This window comes from Massilia sp. CFBP 13721, from assembly GCF_014842025.1.
Taxonomy (GTDB): Bacteria; Pseudomonadota; Gammaproteobacteria; order Burkholderiales; family Burkholderiaceae_D; genus Telluria.
In genome coordinates, this window is record NZ_JACYUY010000001.1 from 144,121 (window position 1) to 164,676 (window position 20,556).

General features: G+C 65.0%; 20 protein-coding genes. 13 read left to right on the forward strand and 7 right to left on the reverse strand.

What is annotated here, in order from left to right; all coding sequences use genetic code 11:
• Position 1: 1 nt before the first annotated feature.
• Complete coding sequence (locus IFT60_RS00625) at positions 2–391, reverse strand: hypothetical protein (protein ID WP_192048384.1); 390 nt, start codon at positions 389–391, stop codon at positions 2–4.
• Between the two features lie 185 nt (positions 392–576).
• Here IFT60_RS00625 and IFT60_RS00630 point away from each other — a divergent pair, with 185 nt between their 5' ends.
• The 4 genes from IFT60_RS00630 (at position 577) to IFT60_RS26890 (ending at position 3,987) form a co-directional block, all read left to right on the forward strand.
• Positions 577–1,362 (forward strand): DNA/RNA non-specific endonuclease, encoded by a 786-nt coding sequence (locus IFT60_RS00630; RefSeq protein WP_192048386.1) that lies wholly within the window; start codon positions 577–579, stop codon positions 1,360–1,362.
• A gap of 34 nt (positions 1,363–1,396) precedes the next feature.
• Positions 1,397–1,657: a hypothetical protein gene (locus IFT60_RS00635; protein ID WP_192048387.1), complete on the forward strand. Its 261-nt coding sequence runs from the start codon at positions 1,397–1,399 to the stop codon at positions 1,655–1,657.
• Between the two features lie 240 nt (positions 1,658–1,897).
• Complete coding sequence (locus tag IFT60_RS00640) at positions 1,898–2,317, forward strand: DUF2382 domain-containing protein (RefSeq protein ID WP_192048389.1); 420 nt, start codon at positions 1,898–1,900, stop codon at positions 2,315–2,317.
• Between the two features lie 29 nt (positions 2,318–2,346).
• Positions 2,347–3,987: a YsnF/AvaK domain-containing protein gene (locus IFT60_RS26890; protein ID WP_307729653.1), complete on the forward strand. Its 1,641-nt coding sequence runs from the start codon at positions 2,347–2,349 to the stop codon at positions 3,985–3,987.
• A 248-nt stretch (positions 3,988–4,235) separates the two neighbouring features.
• On the opposite strand, the gene IFT60_RS00650 is transcribed toward IFT60_RS26890, so the two are convergent.
• From IFT60_RS00650 to IFT60_RS00660, 3 genes are all read right to left on the reverse strand, one after another.
• Positions 4,236–7,085 carry a M16 family metallopeptidase gene (locus IFT60_RS00650; RefSeq protein ID WP_374000188.1) on the reverse strand — a complete coding sequence of 950 codons (2,850 nt, stop codon included), beginning with the start codon at positions 7,083–7,085 and terminating at the stop codon, positions 4,236–4,238.
• A gap of 83 nt (positions 7,086–7,168) precedes the next feature.
• Positions 7,169–8,083, reverse strand: coding sequence for a diguanylate cyclase (locus tag IFT60_RS00655; RefSeq protein ID WP_192048792.1), 915 nt, complete (start codon positions 8,081–8,083; stop codon positions 7,169–7,171).
• A 277-nt stretch (positions 8,084–8,360) separates the two neighbouring features.
• Positions 8,361–9,296, reverse strand: a complete 936-nt coding sequence (locus IFT60_RS00660) for a sensor histidine kinase (protein WP_192048392.1) — start codon at positions 9,294–9,296, stop codon at positions 8,361–8,363.
• Between the two features lie 189 nt (positions 9,297–9,485).
• On the opposite strand from IFT60_RS00660, the gene queE reads away from it, so the two are divergent.
• From queE to nadC, 8 genes are all read left to right on the forward strand, one after another.
• Complete coding sequence (queE, locus tag IFT60_RS00665; protein ID WP_192048394.1) at positions 9,486–10,121, forward strand: 7-carboxy-7-deazaguanine synthase; 636 nt, start codon at positions 9,486–9,488, stop codon at positions 10,119–10,121.
• Positions 10,122–10,137: 16 nt separating this feature from the next.
• Positions 10,138–10,584: a 6-carboxytetrahydropterin synthase QueD gene (queD, locus tag IFT60_RS00670; RefSeq protein WP_192048395.1), complete on the forward strand. Its 447-nt coding sequence runs from the start codon at positions 10,138–10,140 to the stop codon at positions 10,582–10,584.
• 67 nt (positions 10,585–10,651) lie between these two features.
• Positions 10,652–11,125: a tRNA adenosine(34) deaminase TadA gene (gene tadA, locus IFT60_RS00675; protein WP_374000228.1), complete on the forward strand. Its 474-nt coding sequence runs from the start codon at positions 10,652–10,654 to the stop codon at positions 11,123–11,125.
• Positions 11,126–11,245: 120 nt separating this feature from the next.
• Positions 11,246–12,172, forward strand: coding sequence for an alpha/beta fold hydrolase (locus tag IFT60_RS00680; RefSeq protein WP_192048794.1), 927 nt, complete (start codon positions 11,246–11,248; stop codon positions 12,170–12,172).
• A 7-nt stretch (positions 12,173–12,179) separates the two neighbouring features.
• Positions 12,180–13,103 carry a muramoyltetrapeptide carboxypeptidase gene (gene ldcA, locus IFT60_RS00685; RefSeq protein ID WP_192048399.1) on the forward strand — a complete coding sequence of 308 codons (924 nt, stop codon included), beginning with the start codon at positions 12,180–12,182 and terminating at the stop codon, positions 13,101–13,103.
• Positions 13,104–13,142: 39 nt separating this feature from the next.
• Positions 13,143–14,744: an ABC-F family ATPase gene (locus tag IFT60_RS00690; RefSeq protein WP_192048402.1), complete on the forward strand. Its 1,602-nt coding sequence runs from the start codon at positions 13,143–13,145 to the stop codon at positions 14,742–14,744.
• A gap of 124 nt (positions 14,745–14,868) precedes the next feature.
• Positions 14,869–16,002: a quinolinate synthase NadA gene (gene nadA / locus IFT60_RS00695; protein ID WP_192048404.1), complete on the forward strand. Its 1,134-nt coding sequence runs from the start codon at positions 14,869–14,871 to the stop codon at positions 16,000–16,002.
• Complete coding sequence (gene nadC / locus IFT60_RS00700) at positions 15,999–16,865, forward strand: carboxylating nicotinate-nucleotide diphosphorylase (RefSeq protein ID WP_192048406.1); 867 nt, start codon at positions 15,999–16,001, stop codon at positions 16,863–16,865. The genes nadA and nadC overlap by 4 nt, the downstream gene beginning before the upstream one ends.
• A 122-nt stretch (positions 16,866–16,987) precedes the next feature.
• Here nadC and IFT60_RS00705 read toward each other — a convergent pair whose 3' ends face one another.
• Together IFT60_RS00705 and IFT60_RS00710 are read right to left on the reverse strand one after the other, a co-directional pair.
• Positions 16,988–18,058, reverse strand: coding sequence for an alpha/beta fold hydrolase (locus tag IFT60_RS00705; protein WP_192048408.1), 1,071 nt, complete (start codon positions 18,056–18,058; stop codon positions 16,988–16,990).
• Positions 18,055–18,957 carry an NAD-dependent protein deacetylase gene (locus IFT60_RS00710; RefSeq protein ID WP_192048410.1) on the reverse strand — a complete coding sequence of 301 codons (903 nt, stop codon included), beginning with the start codon at positions 18,955–18,957 and terminating at the stop codon, positions 18,055–18,057. The genes IFT60_RS00705 and IFT60_RS00710 overlap by 4 nt, the downstream gene beginning before the upstream one ends.
• A 144-nt stretch (positions 18,958–19,101) precedes the next feature.
• Between IFT60_RS00710 and IFT60_RS00715 the strand changes: the two genes are divergently transcribed.
• Positions 19,102–19,626: a hypothetical protein gene (locus IFT60_RS00715; RefSeq protein WP_192048412.1), complete on the forward strand. Its 525-nt coding sequence runs from the start codon at positions 19,102–19,104 to the stop codon at positions 19,624–19,626.
• Positions 19,627–19,630: 4 nt separating this feature from the next.
• On the opposite strand, the gene IFT60_RS00720 is transcribed toward IFT60_RS00715, so the two are convergent.
• Positions 19,631–20,527: a DMT family transporter gene (locus IFT60_RS00720; RefSeq protein WP_192048414.1), complete on the reverse strand. Its 897-nt coding sequence runs from the start codon at positions 20,525–20,527 to the stop codon at positions 19,631–19,633.
• Positions 20,528–20,556 lie beyond the last annotated feature (29 nt).

Consider the following 20,556-nt stretch of genomic DNA (forward strand, 5'->3'; position numbering starts at 1 on the left):
GCTAGTCCTTTCGCAGTTTGAAGGCGTCCGCAAATTGCTGCGCCTTGCGGTCGAGGGAAGAATGAATCAGGTGGGTCACTTCGACCAGGTGGCGCGCGTACAGGTCGGCGAGGGCGTCGATGCGCGCGCGCAGTTCGGGCGACGCGGGCCCGTATTGGTAGCATTCCTGCTGGGGTCCGGGGCAGGGCACGACCATGTTCGCGCGGCACAGGTCTTCGAGCAGGCCCTGAGCGGTGCGTTCGCGCACGTAGAGGCGCCGCGCGAGCGTATCGGCATGCCATTGCTGCGCCGGATTGGCGCGCAGCAGCAGCAGGGCTTCGAGGAAGGGCACCGACGGAATACTCGTGAGCACGAATCGCCGCAAGTCTTCCGGGAATGGGACTTTTTCCATTGACGGGGCTGTTTCCGGTATGGAATGTTATCGAAAGAGCCGCAATTCTAGAGCATTCCTGCTAACGATGCATGCCTCCTGCCTACCGTGCGCCTGTATTGACGGGCGGATTTGGACAGCAATTTCGCGTCTGTCGAATGTGTGTCGGCTACAATGCGCTCTTGTCACATAATGTCCTTTTATCCATGTTCCAGAAATTTGTCGCTGGCGCCGCCCTGGTGGCGTCGCTGTTCGCACCCGCGCTCGCAGCCGCGTCTAGCTGTCCGAATCATTACGCCGAAGGCCGCGCGCCCGAGATCCGCAACCCGAAGCTGGCCGTGGACACGCGCGAACTGTGCTACGGCGTGTTCGGCATCATGCATTCGGGTGTCACGCGCACGCCCTTGTGGTCGGCGGAAAACCTGCGCGCCGAAAACGTCGAATCGGCCCAGGGCCTGAAGCGCGACAACAGCTTCCATCCCGAACCGCGCCTGCCGCGCGGCCAGCGCGCCGAACTCGACGACTATGCGCGCAGCGGCTACGACCGCGGCCACATGGCGCCCAACGGCGACATGCCCGACCGCCATACCCAGCGCGAGAGTTTCACGCTGGCCAACATGGTGCCCCAGGATGGCGACCACAACCGCCACATCTGGGCGCCGATCGAAGGCGCGGTGCGCAAGATGGCAAAGAAGGAAGGGCAGCTGTACGTGATCACCGGGCCGGCCTACCTCGGCAGCAACCTGCGCAAGATCGGCAACGTGCTGGTGCCGACCCACCTGTACAAGGTGGTGTACAGCCCGCGCCAGAAGGCGGCGGCGGCCTGGTTCACCGAAAACCGCGCGAATGCGCAGATCCAGGTCATTCCCGTGGCCGAACTCGAGCGCATCGTCGGCATCGAATTCCTGCCTTCCCTGTCGCGCCAGCAAAAGGAGCGCATGCTGGCGCTGCCGAAGATCCGTCAGCCGAAGCCGAAGAACCGTTTTTCCTGAGCGCGCGTTTTTTAGTTAATCACCGGAGCCACCCATGACTGCGAAAAAGAAGACCTTTGTCCCGTATGCGAACGAAGCCGACGTCCTGCAGGTCGACAACCTGATGATCGAGAACCGGCTCGACCGCATCACGATCTCGGGCGACGTCGACCTCACCGCCGACAAGGCCGGGCTGGCCCATGCACGCCGCCTCAAGGAAATACTCGACGCCGTGCTGGCCAAACTCGAAGCCCAGGATTTGCCGGAACACTTGCCACCGCCCGACGTGCGGAACGTGGCCAATCCGTTCAATTAAGTTCTGACTCCCAAGGCCTCGTTCGAGGCCTTTTTTTCGTTTGCGCAATCCTTGTCCTCGCGCCGAACCGGGCATGCCTCATGCATTGTCTGTGCGGCGCCGCTCCTATCTCCGCGCCTTTTCTTGGCTTTTTATCTTTTTTTATTCTTAACATTTACGGCTGTCAATAGTGTGCGGTGTCGCGTCTGTTTGGAGTACGCTGATTGTGTCTTGTGCAAGCAACCACACGGAGTCGAAACAATGGCAGTTAATTCAGAAGACCAGGCAACAGAAGGCGTTTTACGCGTTCCCGTCGTCGCGGAAGAACTGGCCATCGGAACCCGGACGGTCGACACGGGACGCGGCGTTCGCGTACACAAGAGCGTCGTCGAACAGCCGGTCACCATCGACGAGCGCCTCGGGCGCGACGAGGTGGAAGTCAGGCACGTCGCGGTCGACCGTATCGTCGCAGCCGACGAAGCGCCCGCCAACCGCTACGAGGGCGACACCCTGATCGTGCCCGTCCTCGAGGAAGTCCTGGTTGTCGAGCGCCGTGTGCGCATCAAGGAAGAGCTTCACATCACCCGGATCCGTCGCGAGGAACACCACCAGGAAGAAGTGGTCCTGAAGGCCGAACAGGTCAGTGTCGAACGTTTCGACGAATCCGGCACCCGCCAATGAAGTAACCGATACTATCTGGAGGACTCATCATGCAACATACCCTGATCGCCGTCTTTGACAACCATAACGATGCCGTCAGCGCCAAGAACGAACTGCTGTCCTCGGGCTTCTCGAGCAGCGACGTGCGCCTCTCGCATGGCGACGAAACCGCACCGGGCGGCACGCTGTCCAGCACCTCCGGCGCCGCTCCGACCTCCGCTTCCACCTCCGTCACTGGCGACAACGAGCCAGGCATCGGCGAAAGCATCAAGAACTTCTTCAGCGATATCTTCGGCGCCGACAACGACGAGCACTCGTCCAAGTACTCGAACGCCATCGAGCGCGGCAACCACGTGCTGCGCGTGAACACCGACAGCGAGCCGGAAGTCGAGCGCGCCGCCGACATCGTCGAGCGCTTCGGCCCGATCGACATCGACGAGCAGTCGGAAAAATGGGGCCTGACCGAAGGCTCGGGCGCCATGCTGGGCAGCGCCGGCAGCATGAGCGGCGGCTCTTCGATGTCGCTGCAATCGGACCCCGACCGCCTGCCGCTGAACCAGCAGTCGCTCAACGACCCGAACCCGATGGGCACCACCTACCAGGAACCGCTCGGTTCGCGCGACGAACTGTCGGTTGGCAGCTATGGCGCCGGCACCGGCAGCAGCCTGCAGCAGAACCAGTCGACCGGCTCGTCGCTGACCGGCTCCTCGCTCGAAGGCTCGGCCTCCTCGACCTCGAACCTGCAAGGTTCCTCGCTGTCCGGCGCGAGCCTGACCGGTTCGCAACAGCGCGACACCACCACCGCCGCGATTCCCGTGGTGCAGGAGCAGCTGAAAGTCGGCAAGCGTGAAGTCCAGCGCGGCGGCGTGCGCGTGTTCTCGCGCATCGTCGAGACCCCGGTCAACGAAAGCATCGGCCTGCGCGAAGAGCACGTGAACGTCGAGCGCCGTCCGGTCAACGAGCCGATCAGCGCCCTGGACGCCACCGCCTTCAAGGAGCAGTCGATCGAAATGCGCGAAACGGCCGAGGAAGCCGTGGTCGAGAAATCGGCGCGCGTGGTCGAGGAAGTCATGATCAACAAGGAAGTGACGCAGCGCGAGCAGCAGATCAACGACACCGTGCGCCACACCGAAGTCGAAGTCGAGCAGCTCGGCGCCGGTTCGGCCCGTTCCAGCTTGGGCAGCGACGACGACTACTACCGCAACCACTTCACCAGCACCTACGGCACCACCGGCGGTTCGTACGACGACTATGCCCCGGCCTACAGCTACGGCTCGGAAATGGCGCGCAACCAGAAGTACAGCGGCCGCCAGTGGAACGACGTCGAAAACGACCTGCGCACCGACTGGAGCTCGCGCAGCGGCAGCAGGGCCGGTTCGACCTGGGAAAAGATGAAGGACGCCGTCAAGTCGGGTTGGGACAAGATGACCTCGGACGACGACGACAGCTACTACCGCAACCACTACAACGCGACCTACAGCAGCACCGGCACGTCGGACTACGACAAGTACAAGCCGGCCTATAGCTATGGCTCGGAAATGCGCCAGAGCGACCTGTACCGTAACCGTCCATGGGACGACGTCGAACCCGACCTGCGCACGAACTGGGAATCGCGCAACGGCTCGACCGGCTCGACCTGGGAAAACATGAAGGACGCCGTGCGTCATGGCTGGAACAAGATGACGCGCTAAGGCAGGAAGCGTGAAGCGGCGGCAGGTTCATGCTCGCCGCTGAACGAAGAAGGGCGCCCGCGGGCGCCCTTTGTCTTGTAGGGTGGGGTCACTTCACTTGTGCCCACGCGCACGTGCCGACGCATACTGCAACGTGACCGGAAGCCGCGCCAACGTGCAGCTTGCGGACATGTTGCGGCATGCATGGGTACGACCGCGTGGGCTCGAGAGCCCACCCTACGGTATGCCACGTTCGCGGTCGAAACCTGTTACTCCGCGAACGCCTGCGCCGCCGGCGTGATCGTCACGCTTTCGGGCTTGATGCCGAGCTTCATCGCGCCGATGACCTTGTCTTCGTCCAGCACCGCCTGCGGCTTGGCCGCATCGTAGGTGATCGGCGAAAAGGCGTCGCTCACCAGTGCGTTCTTCAGGCCGGCCGCATCCTTGGTGATGAATACGACCGACAGGTTGCGCGCCGACAGGTGCTTCCTGATCGCCGCATTCACGTCCGCCACGGTCAGTTTGGCCAGGCCATCGCGCATCATCCGCGTGAATTCATTCGTGCCGTACCACTGCGCGTCGAGCGCGTAGCCGAGGCGCTGGTCCTGGGTTGCGGTCATGACGAAGACGTTCTTCATCAGGTAGTCGCGGGTGGTCTCGAAGTCCGCCTGCGACAGGCCGCCGTCGACCATTTTCCCGAGTTCCGACAAGGCCAGGCGCAGCGCGAAATGCGCATTCTGCGGCGCCACCGGACGGATCCAGACTTCGAACAGCTGCGCCTTGCGGCCCAGGTTGGGATTCGGGAAGAACTGGAACATCCCGCGCGGGAAGGCTTCGATGTAGGCGTAGTCGCCGTAGTTCATGCCGCGCAGTTCGCGGATCTGCTGGTACAGGTGCGAACTCGATGCGCGGTGTTCGCCGAGCCAGGTCTTGGCCAGCCACAGCGCCGGGAAGTCCGGGTGCGAACGCGTCACCGCGAGCGGCAGGCCGAAGGAGATCGCCGTCGCCCGCGTGTTCTTCTCGATGATTTCCACTTCCAGGCCGTTCGGCTTGCGGCCTTGCGGCACGCTTGTCGCCGGCAGTCCGGCGCCGGCGGGCAGGCGCGCCAGGGCTTCTTTCAAGGACGTGGTCATCGCCTCGCTGACGTCGCCCGACATGCCGACCCGTACCGCGCCAGCGGTATAGGCCTGGCGATAAAAGGCCTTGACGTCTTCGAGCGTGATCGACTCGAGGCCCTTGACGGTGCCGAGCACCGGATGCGCATAGGGCGTGCCGGCGAAGACGTTCGCCTGCAGGCGCTCCTTGCCGAACTCCTCTTCGTTGTTGTCCTTCAGGTCGAGCAGCAGCGCGTTCTTTTGCGCGTCCTTCAGGCGGCGGAAATCCTCTTCACGAAAGCCGGGTTCCAGCAACAGCGGCAGCGCGATGCCGACGTATTCGTCCCAGTTGTCCTTGTGGATCGAACCGCTGAAGGTGGTCATCTCCTTGTCGACCTGTTCGCTGAAGCTGCCGGCCAGCGGAAACAGGGCCTTGGTGACTTCATCGATCTTGCGTGTCGCGGAGCCGGCCGAGGCGACCATCGCGGCGGTGAGCGCCGCCAGGCCTTCCTTGCCTTGCGGGTCGTGTGCGGAACCGGCCGCGAACAGCAGCTTGAAGCGCACCTGCGGCAGTGCCGACTTTTGCACCAGCATGTCGAGTTCGACGGCGCCAGCCTTGGGCGTCATGGCGGCAAGCGTGGGCAGGTTGTCGATCCCGCCAGGCAGCGCATCGTGCGCCAGGGTGGTGACAACCATGCTGTCGTCGACCAGGTACTTGCGCGCGGCCGCCTGCAGGTCGGCCGGGGTCAAGCTGTCGACCAGGCGATAGTAACGGTTCAGGGTGCCGTAGGAGCGCTTGAAGTGCACCCAGGAGGCGAGCGTGGCGGCGATCTGCTCGGTGTTGTCGAGGGTGCGCACCAGGCCGTATTTTTGCGCCGATTTCGCGTCCTGCAGTTCCTTCGCCGTGACTTGCGTGTCGCGCAGGCGCGCCAGGGTCTGCAGGATGGCGTCGCGCACGTACAGCGCATCCGCCGGCTTCTTGACGCGCGCGCCGATGGTGGCCAGGGTCGGGTCGACCCGGTTCGGCGTGAAGTCGAACAGCTGGTCGACCTTTTGCTCGTCCTGCACCAGGCGCTTGTACAGCGGCGAGGTGCGTCCGAAACTGAGCGAGAGCAGCATCGACAATGCGGCGCCATCCTTCTCGGTGTCGGAAAAGGCCGGGGCGCGGAAGGCGACCGTCACCAGCGGCAGGGTCGGCGTCGGCCACGGCACGTGGCGGTACTGGGCGCCGCGCGCGGCGGGTTCAAGCGGCACCGGCACGTTGTAATTCCCTTTTTTCCAGCCGCCCCAGTACTTCTCGACCATCGCGACCGCCTTCTTCGGGTCGACGTCGCCGGCGACGATGATGGTCGTCTTTTCGGGCCGGTACCAGCGGTCGAAGAAGACCTTCGAATAGTCGTACTGGTTGGGCATGTCCTCGATGTCCTTCAGGAAGCCCATCGTGGTGTGTTTGTAGGTGTGGGTGTCGAAGGCGGCGTCGCGCTGCACCTCGAACAGCTTTTGCATCGGATTCGCGCTGTTCTTGTTGTACTCGCCGAGCACGGCGCGCGCTTCGGTCTTGAACGCTTCGATCGGATAATCGAGGTGCTGGAAGCGGTCGGCCTCGACCTTCAGCACCGTTTCCAGGTCTTCCTTGGCGAAAGTCGTGTAGTAGTTGGTGAGGTCGTCGCTGGTGTAGGCGTTCTGGCGCGCGCCGGCGCGGGTGATGACTTCCTGGTATTTCTCGGGCGGATAGGCCTTGGTACCGCGGAACATCATGTGTTCGAAAAAGTGGGCGAAGCCGGATTTGCCTGGCTCGACTTCGTTGCGCGACCCGGTCTGCACGGGAATCGTCACCGACACCAGGTTAGGCAGGCCGGTTGGCACCACGATGATCTTCAGGCCGTTGGGCAGGGTTTTTTCAAGCGCCTTGAACGGCAGGACGTCGCCGCCGGCTTTGGTGGGTACGGCCGGGGCCGCGGTCGCCGGAGCGGCAAGCAGCATCGGCGCGGAAAGCGCCAGTGCCGTCGAAAGCAGTTTGGACACGCTGTCTCCTCAGGAAATATCTGGCGCGAAGCATAAGATATTCCCCAAGGAATGAACAGCGCGACCAGGTATGCATGTCCTGGTCAACCCTCGGCCAGCGGCAGGCTGATCCGGTTGCGGCCGAGGTGCTTGGCGCGGTAGAGGGCGGCGTCGGCGATCGCCACCAGTTCGCTGGCGCGGGTTTCCAGTCCCGCGATCGCGGTGGCGGCGCCGATCGACACCGTCACCCGGCGCAGCGGCGCGCCACCGTTCGGCAATTCGAGCTTCTCGACCCGACGGCGGATGCGCTCGGCCACGATGGCGGCGCCCTTGAGCGACTGGTTCGGCAGGATCACGGCGAACTCCTCGCCGCCGTAGCGCGCCACCAGGTCGTTGGCGCGCATTTCGCTGGCCACGGCGGTGGCGATGCGTTTCAGGCATTCGTCGCCGCCGAGGTGCCCGTTGGCATCGTTGTAGGCTTTGAAATTGTCGACGTCGACCATCAGCAACGAGAGCGGCTGGCGCAGGCGCAGCGCCCGCTCCCATTCGGCGGCCAGGGTGTCGTCGAAGCAGCGGCGGTTGGCCAGGCCCGTGAGGCCATCGCGGGTGGCGAGCTTTTCCAGCGCGACCTGCGCCATCTTCTCGTCGGTCAGGTCGCGCAGGGTTTCGACGACGGCTTTCAGGCGGCCGTTGTCGTCGAAGATCGGGCTGGCGTCGGCCGCCAGGTAGCGGCGCCTGCCGACGCGCGGCATGTCGCACCAGGTTTCCACCGACAGCGGTGACGCATTCGCGCCGGGCTTGCCGTGGCGCGGGTAGATGTGGCGGATTTCTTCGACCCGGTTCTGGATCACCAGGTCGGCCAGGGTCGGGCGCGGCTCGTCATAAAAGCTGCGCCAGTGGTTGTCGGTACCGACGATCTCGTCCGCCGGCACCCCGGTCAGGCGCTCGCAGGCACGGTTCCAGATCAGGACCTGTCCCTGGCTGTCGAGCACGAAGGCGGGGATCGCCAGCATTTCCATCAGCTGGTAGGCAAAGGCGAGATCGGCGGCGGGGGCGATGTGGCTGGCCTTGCCAGGAAGCGAATTGGCGGCGGGGCCGTCCGAGCCGTCCGTTGCGAAAGAGGATGCCTCCGCAAGAGTCTCGATTGCCTGGGCTGTCACGCGCTGCATCGCTGTACTGGTCATCACTCGGCCTTTTCGATTCCGTTGAGCAATCTATTGATTGCTGACAAGGACCGATTCTGCGACGGCGGCGTTCCTGGCTATTGAGGTGTAGCAATATTCGCCGGCTTGACTTTCAGGCGGGTGCCAGGCCCCTGGCCTGGGGCAGGGTCAGGGCGAGAGCCATGCCGCCGTCCGATCTTGCGATGATACGCAGGGCGCCTCCGCATGCTTCGACCCGTTCGCGCATGCCTGCCAGGCCGCAGGCGCAGGGCGGTGCCGGGCGCCGGTTGCCATGGCCGTTGTCGTCGATGCGCAACGTCAGGCCATCGCTGCCGCGTTGCAGGCCGACACGCACCTCGGTGGCGCCGGCCTGGTGGGCGAGGTCGGCCAGCGCCTGCTGCAGCACACGGTAGAGCAGGGCGTCGCCCTCGAACGCGGCCATGTCCCCTTCGCCCAGCGGGCCGGGGCTGATCTCCAGCCGGTGCGCGATCCCGCTCAGGCGCGTGAATTCCTCGAGCTGGCGTTCGATCGCGCCGCGCAAGCCCTCGCCCAGGGCCAGCGGGCGCAATTCGCTGACCACGGCGCGCAGCGACCCGAGCGCGCCGTCGAGCGTACCGATCATGGCGCCGGTCTTCTGGTGCAGCGCCGGATGGAGTCCGTTCGCCGCCACCTGCTGCAACGACAGGTCGGCGCGCAGCGTGAGCAGGGTCTGGCCGAGCTGGTCGTGGATTTCACGGGCGATGCGGGCACGCTCGCCGTCGCGCACGCTTTCCTGCTGGCGCACCACTTTCGACAGCACGGTCTGGGTATCGGCCAACATCTCCTCGACGCCGCGGCGCGCCGCCAGTTCGCGTGCCAGCCGCAGGTTCAGGTCGCGCGTGCGGTCATCGGCGTCGATGGCCCGGCGCAGCATCAGGCAGACGGCGCCGCCGGCGGCCAGCAGCCAGAGGATGGCCGTCATGGTCGACAGGCTCGGATTCCACGAGGGGACGACAGCGCCGGCCACGCATGCGAGCAGGACGGTCATCATGGGAAGATAAGCGGCTGTCCTGGCAAGCATGTTCTTCATGACGCTCCTTCCGACGGGTTATAAGAAATTTCCTCTAGTCAAGTTAGCGGTTCTTGCGCAGCATTGTCTTGTCAATAGTCAACACCCATGCTGTGCGGCAAGTGCAACACCACAGGCTTGCGCCGCCAGCCCAGACTCGGCAAGCACCATGAGGCGCGGGTATAATGGACGGTTGACGAGAGGTTTACTGTGACTTACAGCATCAAAGAAATTTTCTATACCTTGCAGGGCGAGGGCGCCCATGCGGGGCGGCCGGCGGTGTTTTGCCGCTTCTCTGGCTGCAACTTGTGGAGCGGGCGCGAGCAGGATCGCGCGAGCAGCATCTGCACCTTTTGCGATACCGATTTCGTCGGCACCGACGGCGAGCGTGGCGGCAAGTTCCGCGACGCCGACAGCCTGGCGCGCGAGATCGACAGCCTGTGGCCGGCCACCTACGCGCCCAGCAAGTACGTGGTGTTCACTGGCGGCGAGCCGCTGTTGCAACTCGACGACGCCCTGATCGCGGCCATGCATGCGCGCGGCTTCACGATCGCCATCGAAACCAACGGCACCCTGCCGGTGCCGCCGGGCGTGGACTGGATCTGCGTCAGCCCGAAAATGGGTTCGACGCTGGTGGTCGAGAAGGGCAACGAAATCAAGGTCGTGATCCCGCAGGCCAACCAGGACCTGTCCGCCTATGAGGGACTCGACTTCGAGAACTTCTTCGTGCAGCCGATGGATGGCCTGTTCGCCGCGCAGAATACGCGCCTGGCGATCGAGACTTGCCGTAACAATCCGAAGTGGAAGCTCAGCCTCCAGACCCATAAACTCTTACAGATCCCATGATTGGGCCGACACGCTGATGCTTACCATTACCCGCAAGCTCGAATTCGATGCAGGACACCGGATTCCCGACCACAAAAGCCAGTGCCGCAACCTGCACGGCCATCGTTATACGCTCGAAATCACCCTCGTGGGTGAAGTGATCCAGGCCGAAGGCAATTCCGACAACGGCATGATCATGGACTTTTCCGACATCAAGGCGCTCGCCAAGGAGCACTTGGTCGACGTCTGGGACCACGCCTTCATCGTCTACGAAAAGGACGACAAGGTGCGCGAATTCCTGTCCAGCCTGCCTGGCCACAAGACGGTCGTGATCGACCGCATCCCGACCGTGGAAAACCTGGCGCAAGTCGCCTTCGGCATCCTCAAGGCGGCCTATACCGACCGCTTCGGCACCGGCCTGCACCTGCATAAACTGGTGCTGCACGAAACGCCGAACTGCTGGGCCGAGATCACCGATGCCTGACAGCGCGCCCGTGCCTGCGCCTTTTCCTGACCTCGTGTCGGGCGACAGCGCTTCGCTCGATGCGGCCGTGCTCGATGCTCACTTCATGAGGCTGGCGCTGGCGCAGGCCGGACAAGCCTACGCCGAGGGCGAGGTGCCGGTCGGCGCCGTCGTCGTCAAGGATGGCGAAGTGGTCGCAGTCGGCTATAACCAGCCGATCGGGCGCCACGATCCGACGGCCCACGCCGAGATCGTCGCCCTGCGCGCGGCGGCCGAAAAGCTCGGCAATTACCGGCTGCCCGGCTGCGCGTTGTACGTGACGCTGGAACCGTGCGCGATGTGTTCGGGGGCGATGATGCATGCGCGCCTGGCGCGCGTCGTGTATGCCGCGAGCGACCTCAAGACCGGGGTATGCGGCTCGGTGCTCGACCTGTTCGCGCACGACGTCCTGAACCACCACACAGACGTTCTCGGCGGCGTGCTGGCGGACGAAGCGAGCGCCATGCTCAAGGGCTTCTTCGCCGAACGGCGCGCGGCTGCACGCCGAAACGTCGCGCCTTAGCCTCTTCGCGCCGCCCTGTGCACGCGACGCACAGCCTTGCGCTGCGCGTGCTGTGAAAATGTTATGCTGGTTTCCATCCTGCCGCCTGCGCAGGAGACGACGTGCCTACACTTCACGACCATGCCGACGCTGACCGCCAACGGAATCCGCATCGCCTTCGACACCGCCGGAGACGCCAAGTCGACGCCGCTGCTGCTCGTGCATGGGCTCGGCATGCAGCTCACCAGCTGGCCCGACGAATTCGTCGACGGCCTGGTAGAGCTCGGCTTCTACGTGATCCGCTTCGATCACCGCGATTGCGGCCTGTCCACCAAGTTCGACCGCGCTGGCCAGCCGCACCCGGTCTGGCACTGGCTCACCTCGCGCCTGAAGCTGCCGCTGCGGCCCGCCTACCGCCTCGACGACATGGCCGACGACGCGCTCGGCGTGCTCTCCGCGCTGGGCGTGGCGCGCGCACACCTGGTCGGGGTCTCGATGGGCGGGATGGTGGCGCAGATCCTGGCGGCGCGTCATCCGCAGCGCGTGCTCAGCCTGACCTCGATCATGTCGAGCAGCGGCAAGCGCGGCTTGCCCGGGCCGGCGCCCGCCGTGCGCCAGGCGCTGCTGGCGCGTCCGGGCGATCCGAACGACGTCGACGCGATCATCGACACCGCGGTCGCGCTGCAGCGGGCAATCGGTAGTCCCGCCTACCCGACGCCGGAAAAGCAGTTGCGCCGCCGCGCCGCGCGCGCGTTGCGGCGCTGCTATTGTCCGGCCGGCGTGGCGCGCCAGATGGCGGCGATCGCCGCCGCACCCGAGCGCGGCGAACTGCTGCGGGCGATCGGGGCGCCGACCCTGGTCATCCATGGCGCCGCCGATCAGCTGGTGCCGCTCGCCTGCGGCGAAGACACCGCCGCCCAGATCCCTGGCGCCCGCCTGGAAGTCATCCAGGGCATGGGGCACGATTTACCAGCGCAGCTGAACGAGCGGATGCTTGCCTTGATCGACGCCAACGCGCGCGGTAAGATGGCCGCCAGCTCAACACCGCGCCTGTTCGTCCGGCAATAACACTCCAGTGAATCCTCTCCAACCAGGCGTCGCCATCGTGGCGCCCGCCGGCTACGTGCCGGACCCGGCAGCCGTCGCGCGCGGAATCGCCTATCTCGCAGCACGCGGCTGCCGCGTGCACAATTACTACGATCACGGCGCGATCCACCAGCGCTTCGGCGGCACCGACGCGGCGCGCCTGGACGCCCTGTACGCCGCCGCCGAGCATCCCGAAGTCGACCTGGTCATGGCCGTGCGTGGCGGCTACGGCCTGACGCGGCTGATGCCGGCGATCGATTTCGAGCGCCTGGCGGCCGGCGGCAAGCTGTTCGTCGGCTATTCGGATATCACCGCGCTGCAGATGGGCCTGTACGCAAAGACGGGCACGCAAAGCTATGCCGGTCCCTTCGTCGCCAACGATTTCGGCGCGCACGAGCCCGACCAGTTCACGCTCGACGATTTCTGGACCTGCCTGGCCGGTCCGACGCACACGGTCAATGAGACCGTCCGCGGCAACCCGCGCGTGGAAGCGGCGGGCACGGTCTGGGGCGGCAACCTGGCCATGATCGCTTCGCTGATCGGCACCGAATGGTTCCCGCGCATCGACAACGGCATCCTGTTCGTGGAAGACATCGCCGAGCACCCGTACCGGGTCGAGCGCATGCTGCTGCAACTGATGCACACCGGCGTGCTGGCGCGCCAGCAGGCGCTGGTGCTGGGCGACTTTTCCGGCTACCGGCTGGGGACGATGGAAAATGGCTACGATTTCGACGCCATGCTGACCTATCTGCGCCAGACCTTGCCAATACCGGTGGTGACCGGACTGTCTTTCGGGCATATTCCCCGCCGGGTCACGATCCCGTTCGGGGCGCAGGCGACGCTGGTGTCGAACGGCGAAGGTTTCCGGCTGACGATGAGCGATTACCCGACGTGGCCCTCGGCACGGTGGTAAAATAACCGGTTAATCGAACACGCTTCCAAAGGCTTTTCAGTGCTCTCCACAGCTAACATCACAATGCAATTCGGCTCCAAGCCGCTCTTCGAGAACATCTCCGTCAAGTTTGGCGAAGGCAACCGTTATGGCCTGATCGGCGCCAACGGCTGCGGCAAGTCGACCTTCATGAAGATCCTCGGCGGCGACCTCGAGCCTTCGGCCGGCAACGTCAGCCTCGATCCGGGCGAGCGCCTCGGTAAACTGCGCCAGGACCAGTTCGCCTACGAAGACGTGCGCGTGCTCGACGTCGTCATGATGGGCCACACCGAGCTGTGGAACGCCATCGCCGAACGCGACGCCATCTACGCCAATCCGGAAGCGACCGACGACGACTACATGAAAGCCGCCGAGCTCGAAGGCAAGGTCGCGGAATACGACGGCTACTCGGCCGAAGCGCGCGCCGGCGAACTGCTGCTGGGCCTGGAAATCGCCAGCGACCTGCACCAGGGGCCGATGAGCGCCGTGGCGCCCGGCTGGAAGCTGCGCGTGCTGCTGGCCCAGGCCCTGTTCTCGAACCCGGACATCCTGCTGCTCGACGAGCCGACCAACAACCTGGACATCAACACGATCCGCTGGCTGGAAGACGTGCTGAACCAGCGTAACTCGACGATGATCATCATCTCGCACGATCGCCACTTCCTCAACCAGGTTTGCACCCACATCGCCGACATGGATTACGGCACCCTGAAGGTGTATCCGGGTTCGTACGACGACTACATGCTGGCCTCGACCCAGGCGCGCAACCAGCAGCTGGCGAACAATGCCAAGGCCAAGGAAAAGGTCGCCGAACTGCAGGAATTCGTGCGCCGCTTCTCGGCCAACAAGTCCAAGGCACGCCAGGCGACGTCGCGCGCCAAGATGATCGACAAGATCAAGATCGAAGACTTCAAGCCGTCCTCGCGCGCCTATCCGTTCGTGCGCTTCGAAGGCGAGAAGAAGCTGCACCGCCTGGCCGTGGAGACCGAGGGCCTGACCAAGGCCTACGACCGCACCCTGTTCAAGAATTTCTCGATCATGATCGAGGCGGGCGAGCGCGTCGCCATCATCGGCGCCAACGGTGCGGGTAAAACGACGCTGCTGCGCTGCATCGGCGGCAAGGACGTCACCGGCCTCGACGCCGACCACGGCCGCGTGAAGTGGGCCGAGAACGCCAACGTCGGCTACATGCCGCAGGATCCGACCGAGGAGTTCCCGAAAGACGATATCCTCACCGACTGGATGGGCCGCTGGACGAAAGAGGGCGACGACGACCTCGCCGTGCGCTCGATCCTGGGCCGCCTGCTGTTCGGCGGCGACGAAGTCAAGAAATCGGTGAAGGTGCTGTCCGGCGGCGAAAAGGGCCGCATGATGTACGGTAAGCTGATGCTCGGCCGTCACAACGTGATGCTGCTCGACGAGCCGACCAACCACATGGACATGGAATCGATCGAGTCGCTCAACATCGCGCTGGACAAATACGAAGGCACGCTGGTGTTCGTCTCGCACGACCGCGAATTCGTTTCCTCGCTGGCCACGCGCGTGCTGGAAGTGAAGGAAAACGAAGTCGTCGACTTCCGCGGCACCTATGAAGAGTACCTGACCAGCCAGGGCATCGACTAAGTAATTGCTGCACCGCGCGGGCCTGATTCCAGACCCGTAGGGTGGGCGGGTTTCCCGCCCACGCGTTCAGCCAGCTCCGGCATGCCGAGCTGGTATTACTGCCGACCATAAGAGCACATAACGCATGAACATCCAGCCCATCCAAACCTACGACTACGACCACCCCCAAGGCGGCAACGCCTGCACGGCACAAGCCTGGGCACGCATTCCCGCGACCCCATCGCCGGACGAAAAGCGCGAACTCAAGGACCGCATCCGCCGCCTGCTGAAGGAAAAAGAAGCCGTCCTGGTCGCCCACTACTACGTCGACCCCGACCTGCAAGACCTGGCCGAGGAAACCGGCGGCTGCGTCTCCGACTCGCTGGAGATGGCGCGCTTCGGCCGCGACCATCCTGCGAAAACCCTGGTCGTCGCCGGCGTGCGCTTCATGGGCGAGACCGCGAAAATCCTCAGCCCCGAAAAAACCATCCTGATGCCGGACCTGGAAGCGACCTGTTCGCTCGACCTGGGTTGCCCGGCCGACGAGTTCGCCGCCTTCTGCGACCAGCATCCGGACCGCACCGTCGTCGTCTACGCCAACACCAGCGCCGCCGTGAAGGCGCGCGCCGACTGGATGGTGACGTCCTCGATCGGCCTCGACATCGTCAAACACCTGCACGCGCAGGGCAAGAAGATCTTGTGGGCGCCGGACCGTCACCTGGGTTCGTACATCCAGAAGCAGACCGGCGCCGACATGCTGCTGTGGCAGGGCTCCTGCATCGTGCACGACGAATTCAAGGGCATCGAACTCGACCTGCTCAAGGCCGAGTACCCGGACGCGAAAGTGCTGGTGCACCCGGAGTCGCCCGCCAACGTGGTGGCGCAGGCCGACGTGGTCGGCTCGACCACCCAGCTGATCAACGCTGCGGTGACGCTGCCGGCGACCCACTTCATCGTCGCCACCGACAACGGTATCCTGCACAAGATGCGCGCCGCCGCACCGGGCAAGCACTTCATCGAAGCGCCGACCGCCGGCAACAGCGCCACCTGCAAAAGCTGCGCGCACTGCCCGTGGATGGCGATGAACGGCCTGAAAAACCTGGCGGAAGTACTGGAATCGGGCGCGAACGAAGTCTTCGTCGACCCGGCCATCGGCGTGCAGGCCGTGCGCGCGATCGACCGCATGCTCGATTTCGCGGCCGCGAAAAAAGCGCAAGCGCTGCCAAGCGGCGCGCTCGAGCAGAACACCAACCTGTTTTCGAATGTGGGTCCCGCATGAGCAAGCTCCGCAATCCCCATGACGCATTCGACGACAAGCTGCAGGCCTCGTTCGAACAAAACATCCTCGCTGCGCTGCTGGAAGACGTCGGCAGCGGCGACCTGACCGGCATGCTCGTTCCCGAGGAACCGCGTGCCCAGGCGCGCGTCATTGTGCGCGAAGAAGCGGTGCTGTGCGGCGCACCCTGGTTCGAAGGCGTGATGATGGCCGTCGACCAGGACATCGAGATCGACTGGAAGTATGCCGAGGGCGACCTGATGGCAAAGGACAGCGTGGTCTGCACCATCACCGGTTCGCCGCGTTCGCTGCTCACCGCCGAACGCGGCGCGCTGAACTTCATGCAGCTGCTCTCGGGCGTGGCCAGCGCCACCCGCAGCTACGTCGACGTCATTGCCGGCACCAGGGCCGCCATCCTCGATACCCGCAAGACCCTGCCCGGGCTGCGCCAGGCGCAGAAGTATGCGGTGCGTGTCGGCGGCGGCCAGAACCAGCGCATGGCCTTGTACGACGGCATCCTGATCAAGGAAAACCACATCGCCGCAGCCGGCGGCATCACCGCCGCCCTGGACAATGCCGCGGCGCTGGATGCCGGTGTGACCGTGCAGATCGAAGTCGAGACCATCGCCCAGCTGGAAGAAGCGCTGGCGGCGGGCGTGAAGTCGGTCCTGCTGGATAACTTCGACCTGGCCATGATGCGCGAAGCCGTCCAGGTGAATGCCGGCCGCGCGCTGCTGGAAGCCTCGGGCGGCATCAACATGGAGACGGTGCGGGCGATTGCCGAGACCGGCGTGGACCGGATTTCGATTGGCAGCCTGACCAAGGATGTGCGGGCGACGGATTTCTCGCTGCGCATCGTCGGCTAACCAGCGTTCGGCACGAATGAAAATGGGCGGATTATCCCGCCCATTTTTTATTCCGCAGCCGCCGCCGTAGGGTGGACGGGTCTCCCGTCCACCCTACATGATCGGCAACGTCAACTGGGCCATCACACCCCGCTCTCGCTCGCTATTGCCAAGGCCTCCGCCTGCGGGCTGCGCAAGCCAACCGGCGCTCCCACCTGCGCCGCGATCGCATCCACGGCGCGCACGATCGGCTCCGGGTGCGCGTAATGCACCATGTGCCCGACACCGGGCTGCAGGTGCAGCTCGCTCGACTGGCCTGCCTCCTGCAGGTCCGCATGCAGGCGTTCGGAATTCGGCGCCGGCTTGACGACCTTGTCTTGCGTTCCGCTGATGATCTGCACCGGCACCCGCAATTCGCCGAGCCGCTTCGAGAGCGATATCGCGGCCGGCGCCATCAGCAGGGCCTCGGCGCCGCTGGCGCGCAGCTGGCCGGGGCGCAGCGCCATCCAGGGCGAGATCCTGCGGAATTCCGGCGCCACGTTCAAGGGCGCGAACACGCGTTTCGACGCCAGCGGCCACAGTGCGCGCCCGAGCAGCGGCGTGACGGTGTAGCGCAGCACGTCGCCGACGATGGGAATCGCCGGCTGGCCGACGACCGGTACGTCCAGGCGCAGGGTCGGGTAGTAGTAACCCGACAGCAGCACCAGGCCGCGCACGAAATCCGGCTCCTGCAATCCCATCGCCAGCGCCACCATCGTGCCCCAGGAATGGCCCAGCACGATGGCCGAATCGACCTCTATCTGCCGCAACGCGCGCTGCAGCAGGCGCGCCTGGGCATCCGGCGTCCACACGGTGCTGCGCGGACGCTCGCTGTAGCCATAGCCGGGACGGTCGAAGGCGATGACGCGGTAGCGTTCGCTCAGCTTGTCGAGCAGGCCGCTGTACTCGAAATCCTCGGCAAAGATGCCGTTCCCGTGCAACAGCACCAGCGCCGGTCCGCTGCCGCGCTCCAGGTAGTGCAGGCGCACGCCGTCGACCTCGACGAACTTGCCGCGCGGCGGATGGGCGCGCTCGGCCTGGGCTGTTTTACTGCGTACCACCAGCCAGGAGGCGATCAGCCCGAGGCCGGCGACGATGGCGCCGGTGCGTAGGCTTGAGCGCGGATTACGGACGCTACCGGTTCGGCCGATACTGCTGCGGTGCGATGAGATCATGGTGCTTTTCCTTGTTCGATAGGTTGGAGTGGATGGTCTCCTCCGCTTGCAGGTTTGGTCGGCATCAGCGTTGCCACATGGGGGAGCAGGTGCTCTGCCGACTCCTCGATTTTGAGTGCCAATAGATGGTCGGCCCGGGTCAGGCCGAGGTTGACAGCGGCGATCGGTTTGCCGGTCTCGTGCGCCAGGCGACAAAAGCGAAACCCGGAATACACCATCAGCGACGAACCGACCACCAGCAAGGCGTCGGCGGCGGCCATCAGCGCAAGGGCGGCGGCCGTGCGCGCGGCCGGGACATTGTCGCCAAAGAAGACGACGTCCGGCGTGAGCTTGCCGCCGCAGTGCGGGCAGGCGGGGAGCCTGAAATCTTCCAGCGCGTCCGGCTCGAGCTGGGCGTCGCCGTCGGGCAGGGGCGTGGCACGCGCGCCCGCCAGGCCTGGGTTGGCCGCGACCAGTTGTTCCTGCACCTGGGCGCGCGGCGTGCGTGCGCCACAGTCGAGGCACACCGTCATGTGGATGGTACCGTGCAGTTCCAGCACGGCGCGGCTGCCGGCCCGCGTATGCAGGCCGTCGACGTTCTGGGTCAGCAGCGAGCCGATGTGTCCGCCGTGTTCGAGCGCCGCCAGCGCCTGGTGGCCGGGATTCGGCCGGGCCGTTGCCATGATCGGCCAGCCGACCATGCTGCGTGCCCAGTAGCGCTTTTGAACGTAGATCGAGCGCCGGAATTCCGGGCCCTGGGTCGGCAGGTTGCCGCGCCGGATACCTGCGCGGTCGCGGTAGCCGGGAATGCCGGAGGCGGTCGACATGCCGGCCCCGGTCAGGACGAGTGTTTTCGGGTGGCGCACAAGAAAGTCCACCAGCCTGGCGGCATTGTCGTTTCCGTCGAATCCTTCGGCCATCGTCGCGAGTCCTCCCGTTGTGCTGGGATCGTAGCACCCTTGCAGCTTCAGCCGACACACGATTCCGGGTGTTCATCCCAGCGCGGTTGCCGCTGCATCGGGCCGCCGCTAGCCTGAAGACCTCACTTCACGAAAGGACAACCCATGAGAACCATCCTCCTGACGGCACTGACAGCGCTCCTGATGGGCACTGCGCCGGTCGGCGCGGCAGACGTGCCTGCCCACATCGGGCGCTACACTACCACACCCGAAGACCAGCGCGAGATCAACCAGGTCGTGGCCGACTTCCAGTTCGCGCTCAAGACCAAAAACATCCGCCAGCTGGCCGCGTTGATGCTGCATGCCGACATCCCGTGGTCGTCGCCGGCATCTCCCGAGACGATCCGCAAGATCCGTGCGGAGTTCGAACCGAACGCCAACGGCTTGCGCGCCGGCGGCTTCCACGATTTCGTGCGCTTCATCCGCGAAAGCAAGGTGCCGGTCGAGGAGCGCTTCTACAACGTGAAGATCACCCAGGACAAGCACGTGGCCTGGGTGATGTTCGATTACGAATTCGTCGAGGACGGCAAGGCCTGGAACTACGGTATCGAGACCTGGCAGATGATGAAGAACCTTGAGGGCAAGTGGAAGATCGGCAGCGTCTGGTGGACCACAAACCTGATGCAGTAAGTGTCTAACGCGCCGAGACTGCGATGCCGCCGACGATCAGCCCGAACGCCAGCGCATGGTACAGGTGCGGCGCTTCGCCCAGGAAGGCCGAGGACAAGAGCGCCGTGAACAGCGGCGTCAGGTTGATGAAGAAGGAACCCAGCGTCGGCCCGGCCTGCTGCAGGCCGGCGCCCCAGCAGCGCATGGCGAGGATGGCCGGCCCGATCGCCACGTACAGCAGCGCGGCGGCGAGCGGCCAGCTCCACGCGACGTGGACGTCGGCCAGCGTCCATTCCAGGCCGGACAGCGCGGCGCACCACAGCACGCCGTAGCCGACCTGGGCCAGCAGGAAGGCGGCCCAGTCGGCGCGCAGGTGTTCTGGATCGCGCTGCTGCATCAGCATCCAGCTGTAGAACGACCAGGCGATCGTCGCCAGGATCATGTACAGGTCGCCCGTCACCAGGCGCAGCGCGGCCAGCTGATGGACGTCGCCGCGACACAGCACCACCAGCACGCCCAGGATCGACAGCACGGCGCCGCCGACCTGCTTCGGCTTGACCGGCGCCTTGTAGAAGAGCTTCCCGACGAGCAGCATCCAGACCGGCATCCCGGAGGCCACCAGGGTGACGTTGATCGGCGTCGAGCTTTGCAGCGCCAGGTATTGCAGCGAGTTGTAAAGCCCGATGCCGAGCAGGCCGAGCATGCTCAGGCGGCGCCAGTTGGCCAGCACGCCGCTGCCGGGTTTGAATGCGGCGCGCCCGAGCGGCACCAGCACGAGCAGCGCGATCGTCCAGCGCAGCAGGTTCAGGGTCATCGGCGGCACGGCGTCGCGCACCATGCGCCCGACGATGGCGTTGCCGGCCCAGAGCAGCGGCGGGACCGTCAGCAGAGAAGCGGTCGACAGGGTGAGTTTTCGGTTCATGAGCAATGAAGACGCCCGCCACGAGGGCG

Bases quoted from the DNA above. Each gene is read 5' to 3' on its own strand.
- IFT60_RS00720 (WP_192048414.1), bottom strand. From the start codon at position 20,527: ATGAACCGAAAACTCACCCTGTCGACCGCTTCTCTGCTGACGGTCCCG.
- IFT60_RS00680 (WP_192048794.1), top strand. From the start codon at position 11,246: ATGCCGACGCTGACCGCCAACGGAATCCGCATCGCCTTCGACACCGCC.
- nadA (WP_192048404.1), top strand. From the start codon at position 14,869: ATGAACATCCAGCCCATCCAAACCTACGACTACGACCACCCCCAAGGC.
- IFT60_RS00715 (WP_192048412.1), top strand. From the start codon at position 19,102: ATGAGAACCATCCTCCTGACGGCACTGACAGCGCTCCTGATGGGCACT.
- IFT60_RS26890 (WP_307729653.1), top strand. From the start codon at position 2,347: ATGCAACATACCCTGATCGCCGTCTTTGACAACCATAACGATGCCGTC.
- IFT60_RS00710 (WP_192048410.1), bottom strand. From the start codon at position 18,957: ATGGCCGAAGGATTCGACGGAAACGACAATGCCGCCAGGCTGGTGGAC.
- IFT60_RS00660 (WP_192048392.1), bottom strand. From the start codon at position 9,296: ATGAAGAACATGCTTGCCAGGACAGCCGCTTATCTTCCCATGATGACC.
- IFT60_RS00625 (WP_192048384.1), bottom strand. From the start codon at position 391: ATGGAAAAAGTCCCATTCCCGGAAGACTTGCGGCGATTCGTGCTCACG.
- queD (WP_192048395.1), top strand. From the start codon at position 10,138: ATGCTTACCATTACCCGCAAGCTCGAATTCGATGCAGGACACCGGATT.
- IFT60_RS00655 (WP_192048792.1), bottom strand. From the start codon at position 8,083: ATGGAAATGCTGGCGATCCCCGCCTTCGTGCTCGACAGCCAGGGACAG.
- IFT60_RS00705 (WP_192048408.1), bottom strand. From the start codon at position 18,058: ATGATCTCATCGCACCGCAGCAGTATCGGCCGAACCGGTAGCGTCCGT.
- IFT60_RS00635 (WP_192048387.1), top strand. From the start codon at position 1,397: ATGACTGCGAAAAAGAAGACCTTTGTCCCGTATGCGAACGAAGCCGAC.
- nadC (WP_192048406.1), top strand. From the start codon at position 15,999: ATGAGCAAGCTCCGCAATCCCCATGACGCATTCGACGACAAGCTGCAG.
- IFT60_RS00630 (WP_192048386.1), top strand. From the start codon at position 577: ATGTTCCAGAAATTTGTCGCTGGCGCCGCCCTGGTGGCGTCGCTGTTC.
- IFT60_RS00640 (WP_192048389.1), top strand. From the start codon at position 1,898: ATGGCAGTTAATTCAGAAGACCAGGCAACAGAAGGCGTTTTACGCGTT.